This is a genomic window from Vibrio nigripulchritudo ATCC 27043 (assembly GCF_000222685.1).
In the GTDB taxonomy this organism is placed as follows: Bacteria; Pseudomonadota; Gammaproteobacteria; order Enterobacterales; family Vibrionaceae; genus Vibrio; species Vibrio nigripulchritudo.
On sequence record NZ_AFWJ01000269.1, the window covers coordinates 20,003 to 35,424 of the forward strand.

General features: G+C 42.1%; 5 protein-coding genes and 1 pseudogene. All 6 read right to left on the bottom strand.

From position 1 onward, the window contains the following. Positions 1-9: 9 nt before the first annotated feature. Positions 10-7,650, bottom strand: a complete 7,641-nt coding sequence (locus RH89_RS19275) for a polymorphic toxin-type HINT domain-containing protein (RefSeq protein ID WP_004405602.1) — start codon at positions 7,648-7,650, stop codon at positions 10-12. Between the two features lie 17 nt (positions 7,651-7,667). Beyond that, positions 7,668-8,051 (bottom strand): hypothetical protein, encoded by a 384-nt coding sequence (locus RH89_RS19280; protein WP_004405603.1) that lies wholly within the window; start codon positions 8,049-8,051, stop codon positions 7,668-7,670. A 972-nt stretch (positions 8,052-9,023) separates the two neighbouring features. Continuing rightward, the gene (locus RH89_RS19285) at positions 9,024-9,470 is read right to left on the bottom strand and encodes a DUF2247 family protein (protein WP_004405605.1); all 447 of its coding nucleotides are present in this window, start codon (positions 9,468-9,470) and stop codon (positions 9,024-9,026) included. An 11-nt stretch (positions 9,471-9,481) separates the two neighbouring features. Next, entirely contained in the window at positions 9,482-14,872 is a 5,391-nt protein-coding gene (locus RH89_RS19290) for an RHS repeat domain-containing protein (protein ID WP_139063318.1), read from the bottom strand. A gap of 138 nt (positions 14,873-15,010) precedes the next feature. Then, positions 15,011-15,193: pseudogene (locus tag RH89_RS30695) on the bottom strand (FG-GAP-like repeat-containing protein); the annotation flags it as partial. 8 nt (positions 15,194-15,201) lie between these two features. Then, on the bottom strand, positions 15,202-15,422 hold a 221-nt coding region (locus RH89_RS29980), incomplete at its 5' end, for a hypothetical protein (RefSeq protein WP_004405607.1).

Below are 15,422 nucleotides of genomic sequence, written 5' to 3' on the forward strand. Positions count from 1 at the left end.
ATAAGCTACTCACAGTTCCTTAAGTCGTCTATTTACTTTATCTAATTGATCACGCTCAAAATTTATTCTCTTCGTATGCGCTGCGTCTGGTTTTTTCCTCAACTGCTCAGCTTTTCTGTTTTTAATACTTGTTTCCAGCTTGCACTTGGCACACTCGAGGCTCTTTTTATCATATCCTGCTCTAGAAACAGCTACTTTTATTTCATCGGTACTACCTGTTGTTCTTTTCGCATTTCCGTGACCTTTCATTCTGATATCACAAACATTATGCACCCATACCTGATTTTCGCCAACGGCATAGGTGTGATATTCGTCTACCTCGAAATTGTAGGCAACGGAAGGGGTATTATCGACTTGAATATCTTCAAGTATTACAGGCTCGCCATTAATTGTAGTCAATGCGTAACCCGGTTGAAGTGCAGCAGCATCAACCCAGCCTTTTCCATCCACATAGAATGGATGTTCAGGCGTAGTGGTAATCACTTCACTGCCATCTGGTCCGCTCACTTTTAGTGTTAAAACAAATGGATGGTCTTCTTGGAACACCGCATTAACTGGCTTTTCTTCAACCACTTGCTCAGCGGTATCTGGTCGTGCGGTAACATTGTCGCCAACTTTAATGTCCTCTATTGGCGTTGCAGCAACCGAAGTCGCAATCACCGTTCCAGCGACAAAAGAACAGGCTCCTGTCACTCGTTTGGCAATTCGATTTGCTATGCGTGCACCCGTCGCAGCATTACCTACTCCAGGAATTGCTCCAGCCGCAGATATAGCGGCATTACCATATTGCCCTCTAGCCGCATATATCCCTGCATTTGCCAAATCCGCGACAATTCCTAATCCTGGAATTTGACCAGCATAATCTAACGATTCATTAACCGTATCCAACACGCTTTCGAGGTCGCTAAACCACCCCGATGACTTTTTAGGCTCCAAATTCAAATCCGGATCCACTGGCGGTGGTGGCGGTGGCGGTGGCGGTGGCGGTGGCGGTGGCGGTGGCGGCGGTGGTGACGTATCGTTGTTATTGTTATTGTTATTGTCGTTGTCTTGAACCCAAGTATTCGAATGATTGCTATCATCACTATCGTTCCACACTGGTATTGTTACCGTGTGGGTCGTATCGTTAATCAGATCGTGCTCTACAATAGTTTCGTCTACAAACACGCTGTCAGTTTGTTCAACACTATTGTCACTACTATCATCGTCATCATCATCCCACCACCAATAACCCGTTGGATCTTGGTATTTCAAAGGATTATTGTTCACATAACTATAGCGATTAAAGCTATTGGTTAAGAAAGGGGCTTGGATATACGGATCTGCACTTAAAAACCGCCCTAAAGATTCGTCGTAAACCCGCCCATTCATATGGACAAGACCAATCTCGCTAATTTCTTCATGCCCAGTGTAGCCTCGATTAGTGATCGGGTGCTGTACGATAGAATCTTCACGCCAAATCACCGATCTTTGTTTACCCCACACGCTGTAGCTTCGACGTTCTACCACTCTTCCGTAGCCATCGGTGATCATGTCCACTGAATTCAGCGCGTCGTAGTGAAGGTATCGTATATCCTTCTCTTTAAGCTTGCCTTCCCCGTCTACCTTTTGAGTATTGAGTGCCACCAGCTTGCCGTCGGCGTATATAAAGTGGTTAAACTGAACTGAATTATCAGCACTATCGGTCACCCTTTCATAGCTTTTATCGACGTAAACGGTGGTTTGGGTACCTGATACTTTTAAGAATCGGCTATGGTTCGCGTCGTACCTAAATTGAACTGTTGCTCCATTGCGCGTAATGGATGTGGGTTTATTAAACGCATTCCAATCGATTTGCCTTTCGAAAACATTTGGCGATGTTTCTGTTGCTTGCCTTGCATTCACCATATTGCCGACAGCGTCATATTCAAAAAGAAGCCCATTCGCCTCCGTAACAGCATGCGCTTTCGACGAGTTATATTGGTATACGCCCTTGCCACTATCTGATTTGGTGATTAAATTGCCCGTTGCATCGTAGCGGTACTCATACAAGGGTTGTAGATCGGGGTTTCCTGCGATGTGTCTTGTTGGCGAATCGAGGGCAATCCTGTTGCTGATGACTCTGTCCAACTCGTCATAGCTGTAACGATCGGTTATCCCTAATTCACTGTCGCGCCTATAGGTAACGTTGTTGTGTTTGTCGTAATGGTATTCCAACTGCCTGATATTACGACCTACACTTCGCGTTCCGTCATAGGCTGAGTCGTCATACACATCAAAACCTTTATGTGTCGCTATCCAATTGGCTCTGCCTGTGTTTACATTGTGAAGATAGGTGTTCACTAAGCCGTTACCCAGTGTTTCTGAAAGCGTGTGGTTGTAGGCATCAGTATCACGACGTTGCCAGTAGTACACGTAAGCAGAATCACTGCCTGTTGCCGCCAATTCGGCATTGGTTAGGATGGTGTTTAAATGATCTGCTTGGCTCACTCCGCCCTCATTTTCACATGAAGATCGAGTACCAGAAGTAAGGTCATTTAGACCACCTGCAAGATCATTTACACGTTGGCAATACACCCCGCTAAGCTCAATTACCCTACCCACTAAGTTTAGTAACCTGTCTGCCAAAATGGTGTAATGTTTGTATTGGGTATTGGCGGTGTCTGCAGCATATTGCAAATCGTCTGCTGTATAGTACAGCTCTGTTTGCGTGGTGGAATCTGCCTTCAGATAAATGCTGTCACGACTAATGAGTTCATCAATACCGTCGCCATTCATGTCTTTTAGTACAAAGTCATGTTGCTGGGTAAATTCAGCCGAGTTCACATCGATACCTGAAACCGCAAGCAGTTGCGCGTTGTACTGACGCTCTCCTGGAATTGAATTCACGTGTTCTGAGTTTAAGCGAAATAAGCCGTCTAGTTTCACGTCAAGCGGGATCGAGACGTCATCATGTAGTATCACCCAAGTTGCTGGGATCAGATAACACACACCATTAGAATCACACCATTGCTTAAAGCGTTTACTGTCGCCGACTAGTCGCAATGATTCAGAGTCAAGGCTATGCACATTGATGGTTTTAGCTAGATATTCCTGCGCTTTTGCCTGATAAAAGTGGCTTTGATTAGCGTACCGTTCTGCTTTACTCAGGTACTTATCAGCCTGTGCAATGGCAAGATCAAGTAACTTCTTAACATCAGTTCGGAATTTCTCGCTGGTAAAAACATCATCCGCGTTGGTCTTAGGGCTTCTTACTGCAGCCAAATACCCTAGCTCGTTATATACGTATTCTAATTTCAGCGTTTCTTCCGATGGCAGTATAGTAGTGGCTACCTCACCGTTGGGGCGAGTTTCGCCCATTAGCCGTTCAAATTGATCATATTGATAACGGGTGAAGAACTGTTCACCATCGACAATTTGAACTTTTTCTGCCAGCAATTCACTGCTGTCGTAGTAATACTCTGTTCGGCTTTCTTCGTTCTCAAAGTAGTCGATTTGCCCCTTCACTCGAGCATCATAAGACCAAGAGGACGTTTGTACTTGGTTGCCGGAGGTGGACCATTCTTTTACTTTACGTCCTAAAGCATCGTACTGGTATTGAGTCACGATGGCATTGGCGTCTTTTTGATAAGTCAGTTCACCCAATGCGTTGTAGTTGTATGTCCAAGCGCCCATGTCTGGATCGGACATTTTTTGTTTGTACCCCAAGTTATCGTAGTGCAACTCTGTTGTAATTGGCGCCTTACCGGCAGAGATCGCAGACGTCGATTTCAATTTACCGTTCGCGTAATACTGGTAAATTTGAGTGGCATTGAGTGGCTCAATTTTTTCAACGATCCCGCCATCTAAGCCATACTTGGTGGTTCTTTCAATGTTCTTAGCATCGGTTGTGACAACCGAATACGGGTGATATTCGGTTTTAAAGAGTGCGCGGTTTCCATTTGCATCAGGCTCGCTTCGTTCGATTACGCGATCCAATACGTCGTATTTAAACGTCATTTGAGGCGGATTGGTTTGCCCTTCGAAGTAAGGTTTGGTCCCTGCGGTTTTTCTTCCTAGGTTGTCCCAGAATGAATCGATGTGCACCATTCGACCGTCAAAGGATTTATGGCTGGTTCTGAGTGTACGCCCCGCATAGTCGAATTGGCTAATTTGATATTCCCCCGTTGCTGAAGTGCGTATTATGCAACTGACAGTTTCACTTCTAACATTTGTTCCACACAAGTCGTTTGGAGCAAATACATACTGAGTGGTAGCGGTGTTGTTCAAACCTGGGGATTGTTCAGAAACAACTCGACCAAATCCATCGTAGGTATAATTCGTTATACGGCTTCCTGAGTGATTGCTTACCTCTGTTACTCGACCTAATGGACCATAAGTAAAGTTGGTTCGATGATTTTTGGCGTTGAGTGTGTAGGTAGGAAATAAACCATCGCTGTCGTAAACGGTTTGAGTAGTTCTGGCGCTAACACCAGTGCCTTCTTCCGTTTCAGAAATGACGTTTCCATAGGAGTCGTAGGCATAGCGCTGAGTAACGGATTTAGCTTCACCAACCGCCCCATCAAAACTTGGGGTTGATACGGAAGATGTTAAGTACCCATTTGAGTTATAGGAGAACGTTTCAGACAATGTCGCATCCTCACCATTGCCTTTTGTGGTTCGACTTATAGAGGTTTTTGGCACACCGATTTTCCAGTAATTCTCGCCGGCTTCTGATTGGTATCGCGAATGGGTGGTGGTTTCCGTGACTAATGCAAACTGACCATTTTCGTTAAAATCGGCATATTGCAATGAAGCACATGAAGTCGCGGAAGCTTGAGCATAATCGGAAGATGATATTTCATTGATGGTTCCTGAAACCCTGACTAACCCATCAGCGCTGCTAGAGGCATCACCCTTGGTGTATTTGTAGTATTCATCGTATTGCTCAATTATCAGTGGGATATCGATATCGCTATGGATGAGCACAAATTTTGCGTTTGGCTTGAAATACACATCACCGTTTGCAGCACACTTGGTGCTAAAGCCATTCGGATAATTTTTAAGCTTGGTATCCAGTTGCGGGTTTGAACTGGCAAGCGATTCCGAGCTTTGATAACTCACTACATTTTTATAATACCCAGACGATAGATAAGTATTGCTTAGTGTTGTAACAATTGATTTGTCAGGGAAATTGGGGCTTGTGAGTGTTTCGGTTTTATTTTGGATTCGACCAAAGTTATCGTAAGAAAATGTAGTGGTTTTCGAAGATTTTTCTCTATCTTCTGGAAAATAGTAGTAAAGTGCTTCATACCCAAAAAATGGATTGGGTCTGGCAATTACAGGGTTTTCAGCAATGACTTGTGATAGGTTTTTTTGTATCGAATACTCTTTTTTATTCGATTCTTTTAAAAAGACTCGATTATAAGACACAGAATCGGCAGAGAGAGAGGTAGTAGATTCGTAAGTGTATGTGGTTTCGCTCACTTTGCGCTTAAGTCGATTAGTATTATAGGGTTCCAATTTAAACACTTGAACGTTATTTGGCTTCCGAGATAACAAGAGTGACGAAGGGTCTCCTTGATAATAACTGGTAACTACTTCAGTGCGGTTATCACCAATTCCGCGACTGAAAATGATTTTTTCAAACCCTAAAAACCCGTAACCATTCATATGACGTAGTGGATTTTCGTAAGTGTAGTTTTCAGAAATGTCTGCGTTTGGGTAACCTTTTCTCTTTGTAACAACAGCAGTTACGATGGATTGGCTGGGTCGATAGTCGACAATTGGCCAATCAAACTTTTCAGCAATACGCAAATTTGTGTTAAGTGAAAATTCAACTTGATACTCTTTCTCATACTCAATAATGCTTGTAATCTTATTTGATTCGCTTAAATCCGAGTACTTAAGTTGTACATTCCCGCTGGATGGCTTAATGACTTGATCACCCCATCCGTCGCCATTTAGATCTCGGATGTAGCTCAAACCATTATCTACAGTACCTATTTTTTGAATGGTGAATTTATTATGTTCAGGTATAAATCTTGATACAGAATAAACATCCTTACCGCTAACTATCTCGATATTTCGGTCTTTATTTATATTGGTTAGAGATAAGTTATCCGCTGCTAATTTAGGTAAGTTCGAAGTATCTGAATAATGTGAAGATTCATGCTCTGAACGTAATCCCGCGGTGAAGTTGTGACCATTAAATAAAAATACAACGAGGTTGTAAGAGGAGCCCGCTGGCTCTTTGAAGACCGCATCCAAATACCCATCACCATTTAAGTCTCTCATGCTTAAGAAGGTCAAACCACTTGTGCCGGCAAGTGATCCCGTGGGACCGCCTGAGATTTCATAATTTAGCGTGCTGGAAGAAAACTTATGCCTGTCCGCTTTACCGTCGCCATTAATGTCAGCATACAACCAATCGTCTGTTACCAATTCTTTTGAACCATCGCCATTTAAGTCCACAGCTTTCGTTTTATTTATGCCTAAACCAGCACAGTAATTCACAAGATTTCCGGTAGATGCATCAGTGTAAAAACTGGCACTGTGGTTTGAACATGTACCAGTCACAATAGAGGGCGAATCCATTGTACCGCCAAGAGTAAAAGTATTTACATTATAGTGGGTTGCGCCATACCCACTTACATTCATCGTCTGTCCATTAACTTGCTTAACACCGTATATTTCTTGTACACCATCTCTATCGCTGTCAAAAAAACGTGGCGATATATAACCGGAATCCGTCACAGAACCGTAGGTAGGAAAGTTCGATATTTCCCAATCAAAACTGACAGGTTGGGCGCAGGTTTCTACCCCTAATTCGTTGAATGCACAGTGCCTCACCTCTTGAACATAACTTTGATCACTCACACCATGAGTTTCGTAAGTTATCTCATATTTATTGCTAACGTTGTCGGTAAGAACTTTTGTTTCGATAGATTGAAGCCTGTCTGACTTTTTAATCAATTCGCCATAAAAATAGTGATACTTAATATCCGGTCGCGTTTCATAATTAAACTGAATCGAACCGCCCTTGTAGGTGATATTTTTAATCCTGTGCTGATTGTCAGTAAAGTACTCGTACTCAATATAGTTGTTACGGCTTTTGTCTGTACGTTTATTGACTGCCCATTTGTAAACATCGGCGCCATTATTAATGGTTGCTTTCGATGACGTACTGTTACCGTATTCTCTTACCTCACCATTTTTATACCAAATTTTAAAATATCTGGGTCCACTGCCTTGAGTGCCATATGAGATTATTTTGGATAATCCGTTGATTCGTAGTTTGTATTCTGTTTTGTCTTTTCCATATTCGCCATCGACAGCCACAAGCCGCTGCCCGTCCAAACAATAGCGATCATTCTCATCAAAATTAATGCGCCCTCTCACACCATCGATTCGAAGGTTCTTTCCACAACGTGTAATAGAAGATACTCCACTTACGCTCCAGCCTATGCCAAGGTTACCGTCGCCTCCCGAGTCGCGATAATTTAAACTAACCGTTGGCTGAAAACCCGCTCTTCCAATCGGTGCTGAAATAGGAATGGAATAACTCAAACGACCTTGAGAAACATTTAAATCACCACTTAATACCGGGCTGGTTTGATTTGCGTAGGCAGTAAGTGGTAGAAACAATAAAGCCGCGTAAATTGTAATTGTTAAAGAATTCCATTTATTCATTATTCTTATACCCATATTTAATTACCACTGACGGTTTCGAGTTGCGCTTTATATTCGAGAATTTTTTGTTTTAGACGTTTGATGTTCTCTGGGGGGGGAGTATCGTATTCTTCAAATTCGCTTCTCAGTAACGGGAGTATGTCGCTGACTTCTTCTTCCTGATTCACAACCAAGTGTTGGAGTTCGAGTATTGGAGAGGGAAAAGAAACATCGTTGCTAAGTATTAGTTCCGCATCATTTTTTTTCTCTTCACTTTTTACTGTAGGAGTGGGAGAGTTTACATCGACAATCAAGGGATTCTTACTAGCATAGAGTACCGCTACACCGAATGTAGAAATGCCCACCAATACAAGAAGCAAAAACACACTGCCCTTTTGATGGTTTTTGTTAAATAGGTCCATTATTCTACCTAACTATTGTTTAAAACCAGAAGAAGACTCCAGGAAGGGATATTTCAAACACGCTACCGCCCTCTCCAACCAAGGAACGTCATCACGCTACACGCTAAGTTCACCTAGCGCATTTACATAAATTTACAATTGTGAACATTATCAACAAATCTCACATTCGAGATTTTAAAGGTAGGTTTAAGATTTTAAAGAACAGGAATAAAAACATTGAAACAACAATATTTAACTAGTATTAACTTTACTTAAACGTAAATACAGTGATATTAAAATTACCTAAGACTCCATTCAAAAATAAAAGTAAATAAATCAGATACGAATTACATTATAAGAAATATTAACAGAGGAAATGGTAAGTAAATATCAGAGGTAGTTACGTTAAAAAAATACTAGAAAATACACACCTTCAAGTATTCGTTCCATCATTAACCAATTAGGCATTGACCAAGCGACTCGGATGAACGCTTACACTCAACTGGAAAAAGGTACGTTCGTTGGTTGCGAATCTACCATTAAACACGTTATGACGAAGTTAAACCGAAAGCGTATATCTGGCTTTCAGTTACCGGATAGCTAACATCCCTTATGCTAAACCACACACCTCGAACTTTTAAGCCAATAGCCACATTGGTGTTTTCACATACCTAAAATTCAAAGAGATAAGGGATATTCACCCGCTTTCTCAGCAGATACTCCACATAATGCACTCAATTTCGTCGATACGAATAAAATTCAGCTTAAGCGGTAAAACGGCGCTTCAAGACTTTTCGGAAAGTGTGTGTCCCACTTATTCTTGAACTCCGCGTAAGCGGTAAGAAGACATCTCAAGATTTTTCTAAAAGTGCCTGTCCCTTTTATTTTTTATTAAGCCGAGAAAGATTCGAATATATAAATGTGCTTATTGCGGTGTCCATTTTTACGGGATCAGATTAGGCAGCCTAATTCCTTTGTAACATTAAATTGACGCTACGTGAGCCTACTCCTCAATTCTTCTATGACTTGCATCATAGCTACAAGTGGGTCAATTTCATCCTGCGAATAGATGCTGCATGAAGCCATATCTTCTGGGTAATCAAAATTCGCATAGACCTCCTGTAGCCGATCAAGCTTAGTCTGCTCGTTATCATCTGACTCTGCAATATTAAGAAGGTGAGCTAATCTCCACTTATCAAGAGAGGAAGCTTTATCATCAGGCTGTCTAACATGATTAGAAACCAGGGTAAAAAACTCATCATCATCCAAGGAATCTCCGCCAGCGATTATCGCAACATTCTCATTTTCATTGCCATTAATAAGAAGATCTACTGCATAATCGGTAACGTCCTTCCGACTTACCCACCCTTTTTTCAGACCAAGATGAATAGTAGACCAACACAATAACCCTAAATTTATCAAAATTTTAATTGGTAACATGATAATACTCCCTATTTCTTCGGAATTTGGTTAGGTAAGCCAGTGACTGTACCGCCAGGTATGAATCGTCGGTGGGTAACATTGCCTTGATCAACAATCCATTCAAAAACACCATCAACTCCATTGTTACTACCTTGGATCTGCCTTAATTCAGATGTCCGAACAACTTTACCGCCAGGTCCTTTGGTTGGTATGTCAAACTTTGCGGCATCGCTGGCATAGTTATCAATGATGTCATTGAACCCATGTTGACCATCAGGAAGCTTATTAGCACTTCCTATACGAGGCTTGCCAATTACAGAGTTATCTATTCTCTTTGTAATATCCTCAATATCAGGAACTACATCTTTCTTGGGATTAATAACAAACTCATAGACTTTATCATTAATGACTTTAGTAGATCCAGAATCTAAAAACTGATCAATAACCTTGTCATACTTACTTGGTACAAACTTACCTTTTTCAACTACAAATACTACACTTATCTCAGTTATAGGCTTTGCAATACGCCACTGGTGATGTGATTGTCTCAAAGTAGGATTAACTAAATAGTCGATTGAAGCTTGGTATTCTGCCGCCATCCTTTTTTGAATAGGTGTCATTGCAGGTTCAAGTTTGTGATATGTGCTTGGCTCTCTATCACGATTCCTTTTGTTATGGCTTTCTGTATCCCAGCGTGAAGAACCGCCATCTATTCCATCATACGACGTTCCATCAACCAAACATTCGCCAGTAGCACCGTGACCACTTTCATCTTCCCAATAATGACCAGTCGGATCGGTATATTTCAACGGATTATTCATCACATACGCATAACGGTTAAAGCTATTCGTAACATACGGAGCCTGAATGATCGGATCCGCACTCACAAACCGCCCTAGGGTTTGATCGTACACCCGCCCATTCATATGGATCAGCCCGACTTCTTCGATTTCCTCGTGCCCGGTGTAACCTCGGTTGGTGATCGCCAGTTGATTAACGTAGCGGTGTTTATCTTCCCGTTCAGCTAACTGCCATACCACATCACGCTGCTTACCAAAGGCATCGTAACTGCGGCGGTCGACTACGTAACCGTATAAGTCTGTAACCATGTCTACGGAATTTAGCGCATCGTAGTGCAAGAATCGTACTTGTTTATCGACTATCGCACCATTGGTATTTTCTGTTTGAGTGTTTAAGGCAATCAATTTTCCTTCGGCGTACACAAAGTGCTGATGCTGAACTTCGCCTGTAGCAACGTCGGTGACACGCTCATAAGTTTTGTCGATGTATACCGTAGTTTGGGAACCCGATACCTTCTTATAGCGGTTGTGGTTTGCATCGTAGCTGAACGTGACGGTTTTACCGTTGCGGGTAATCTCGCTTGGCTTGTTGAAGGCTGTCCAACGCAGCGTTCGTTCAACGCTATTGTCACTGCGTTTCGCGCTGACCATATTACCAACACTATCGTACTGGTAAGCTAGCCCGTTTGCTTTGGTTACTACGTGAGGACCTGCCCCAATGTTGCTGTATTCATAGGTGCCCGAAACCCCTGTTTTGCTTAGGATATTACCAATGGAATCGTAGCTGAACGCACTGTTTTTGGTAACGTTCGCATGGCTGCTGCCGTTATCGAAGACGATGTTGTTGGTTTTAACGCGATCCAGCCCATCGTAGGTGTAGTAGTCGCGAATGCCTAACGACTGGTCGTAACGTTGGGTCACGTTGTTGTGGTCGTCGTATTGGTAGTCTAGCCAGCGTGTGGCATCGGAAGCCCCGATAAATCCGTGTTTTTTACCTGTCAAATCCTTGTATCTATGATGAAACACCTGCCCATGCCTATGGGTAGTTATCATCATTGGCTTGCCTGTTGAACGACTGTAGTAATATGTATTAACTAGCCCATTTCCTAGCGTTTCAGACAATGTATGCCCGTAAGCATCTGACTCTCGACGTTGCCAATAAATTTGGTAAGCACTAGAACTATGATTTTCAGCCAACTGCGAATGCATTTTTAAAGCTTCAAGATGGTCACTATGTTCAGTGGCTTTTAGACCTGCCGATTTATGCACTGAGCGTAACTTATTCACTCGACCAACCAAGAACATCAGGTCTCGTGCAATTGCATAGTGATGTTCATATGCAGTGTTAGCAATAACAGCTGCATATTCTAACTCTTCAGCAGTAAACTTTAAATTTTCTACAGTATCAATATCGAGTTTTAATAGTTGCTCACTATTGTAATTTTCTAGGAGATACGAATAATCGCCTTTATTAGTAAGCCCTAACTGCGTAATGGCATCACCACTTAAGTTAGTTTTAATAAAACTACTTACGTATTCATAGCCTCTTCCTTGTATATTTCGCAGTTCAGACTGCAACTCATAGAAACTTCCAGGTTTCTCAACCTCTATAGGGAAAGGAACATCACCATGCACAATAACCCAATTTTCTTGGATTTCACGTAAGTAACAAGTACCGTAGTCGTCGCACCACTTTTGATTTTTTGACTCAAGTAATTTGAGTGAACTATCGTCCCAAATCGGCTCAGCGGTGTTCAAACGATTGTATGAATCACGTTTCTTTCTATAAAATATTCTTTGTCTATTATATCGCTCAGCAAGCTTAGCGTGCCTTTTGGCTAAGTCTAAAGATTGTTGAAGAAGCTTCTGAATTGCTTCACGATAACTAGGGCTGGAAAATGCCAAATCAGCATGAGTATATGGGCTTCTGATTTCTTTCAAAAAGCCATTAGGGTTATATACGTACTCTAGTGCCAGTCTATTACTCGCGTTGGTTGCACCGCTCGAATTAACAGGCAAATTGGTCGCCGAGTTGTCTTTGCCATTAGGGCGAACTTCACGGGTTAGGCGCTCAAAATCGTCGTAGAAATACAGTGTACTGAACTTGTCGCCATCCACAAACGTGGCTTTCTCTGCCAGCAATCCATTTGCATGGTAGTAGAAGTCGCTGTTGCTGCCGTGACCCGACATGGACGTCAGAGCACCGATTGAAGCTGTGCCTCGTCTATCGTATACCCATGTTGAAGCGGCGTTGCTGCCGTCTTTTTGGTATACCTTACGTCCTAACGAATCGTAGCGATAGGTGGTCGTTACACTGTTCGCATCGGTCTTTTCCAGTAATTCACCAGCAGCGTTGTATTTGTACGCCCAAACGCCTAAATCTGGGTCATCCAGTTTTGAACGGTAGCCTAGGTTATCGTACTCAACATGGGTTACGTTCCCTTTACTGTCGACCGAAGACTTGAGCTTTCCATCTGGGAAATAGGTGTACGTCTGATAGCTGTAATCGGGCTTCCCGACCGCTTCCTCTTTCTTAAGGATATGCCCAAGAACGTTGGTGGTGGTTTTATGCTCGAAGCCACGTGCATCCGTTAACGTTGTGGTAAAAGCGTTGTAGTTCGTTCGCCATAAAGTTTGACCACCTGTCGCGCCTGGTTCTTTTTTGAGTGTCTCTCGGTTTAAGGTGTCGTATTCAAACTCAACATGGTAAACCGGATCATTAATGAAGTATGGGCGGGTAACGCTGGTCTTTCTGCCGCTTCGGTCCCAATGCGTATCCGTATAAGCGATTCTGCCATCAAAGCTCTTGACGCCGCTGCGTACTTCACGCCCCACGAAGTCCAGCTGTACCCAACTCTCTCCGCCTTGATTTGGTATGGTTTTCACACAGCGAAGGGTTTCGGTATCGGCGTTCCCACATTCTTCTGCACCTGCACTTAGGTATCCGTAGGCTACGAAGTTATTGGTACCCGGATGCGTTTCTTTGATAAGTCGCCCAAAGCTGTCGTACTGATAGGTTACCTTTCGCCCATTTGGTGCAATTTCTTCAATTAATCGACCAGATGCATCGTAGGTGTAGTCGGTCACGTGACCTTTGGCATTGGTCACTTTGTCGATGTATAACTGGTTGCTGTCATAAACGGTACTTGTTGTACGGAGATCAAGATCAGAACCTGAAACACTTTGAGAAGTGATATTACCGAAGTCATCATAGTCGTAACGGGTGATGAGGTTTCGCCCAGACACACCACCCGACTGGTAAGCCGTCGGCGTAATGGTTTGTTTGCTTAGCAGACCTTTAGCAGTGTATTCAAAGTCCGATACTGTGGTTTTTACGTCGCCACTAGTGTTGTCTGTGATGCTCTGGGTGGATTTTTTAATGGCTCCGACTTGCCAGAATTCACTGTCGGAGTTGGTGACTATCTCGGTATGATTGATTTGATTTGATGATAGGTCTTTCACACCATCACCGTTAAAATCACTGTACGTTAATGAACCACATTTGAGAGCATTAACCTGTTTAAATTCTGTAGCAGAAATAGGCGATAAAACACCCCTTTGCTCAGTGGTATAATATGTATCGCTAGTGCTTTCTTTGTTCAGCTTATAGTAGTAATCCATCTTTTCAATAAGCAGTGGAATACTCACGTCATCATGGATAAGTACAAATTTATCATTGGGCTTAATATAAATTGAGCCATTAGGACCGCAATACTTACCAATTCCATGAGTAAACTGGCTAAAGACTGGCGCTATATCATCTTTGATATATGAAATTTTATTATAAGTGCAAAAGTAAGGGTAACCCCAATGGTCGTAGCATGTTCCTTCTTTCTTTTCGACCACTTTGCGTGGCTCAAACCAGTTACCTATGTTTAAGAAGCTTGACCTAACAACGTCACCACTAGACACATATTCAAATGTATCTTTCGTTGTGAATGAACCTGAATTAGCTGCAACACCCACTACATTGGTCGTTTTTTCAACCACATTACCAAAACCGTTTTTGTCTTTTTCCGTGGTAGTGGTAGTGGTTTTAAGGTGAGTGCCTTGGTTGTCATAGTGTTTAACTTCAACACTGCTGGCATAGACCTGATGATATTTAACGCCGTTAACACCATCTTTGCTTTTTGCACTGTAGCTGTAGGTTGTTTCCTTAGCTGTATGAAATGTATCAGATGCTATTTTCTTTTTCTGTATCAGTACTTTTGAGGGCTTACCCGATTGTCTCAAGTCAAAATTAGCGGCATCTTCTCGCCCTGCCATAAACTCTGAAGTCGTCTTAGTGACCACATTTCCTGTTTCAGTGACCGTAATCTTATCAAAGCCTAAAAAGCCTAATCCTTTACGATGAGACTTGGCTCCCTCATACAGGTAGTCGTAGGTGGTTGCACTATAGCCGTCTGGCTTTTTGTTCACATGTGAAACAAGATATCGAGGTGGTGTTGAGTTAACAACGGGGTATTCAAAGTAGCTTTTTTGCGTGTGAACGCTTGTGTCTGAGGCAGGTTTATAGCTTATTGAGTAAACCAGCCCTTCTTCGGTAATTTTATGGATTTTATCTTGGGCATAGGGCACAGAAATTTGAATACTTTTTTCAGCATTCCTAGCACCTGTCAATAAATCCACTTTGCCGTCAGAGTTAACATCTGAAGCAGAGTGAAAATTAGATATATTTTCCTTGATTTTTCCACTATTAGATAACTCGATGTTACCTCTGTCATTCCTATAAATATTTCCTCTGAAATATAAATCTAGATAACCATCTGCGTTCCAATCCAAAAAATAAGGATCTATTTCACCATGTCTGTTGAATCCACGATTGTATGAATGCTCTAAGTCTGTCCCTGTATATAGGTATATATCAAACGAGTTGTAATTCAATGATATGAAATCTAAATATCCGTCATTATTTATATCGGCAAAACGAAAATGATCAATGTTATTTCTTAGTGTTTTTTCACGCTTTGAGTAGTTAGCTCCTGAGGTGAATAGGTATAGTTTTTTCGATTACTTGTATCGAAACTGATGTAATCGTCTTTCCCGTCTCCATCGAAATCCAAAACATATGGATTAACTGTTCTGTCTACAAAGCTTCCGTTGTCTACTGTTTGAATTCCATCACCATTACGATCAACAGAAAATTTGCCGCGACAATAGGTACCTGTAT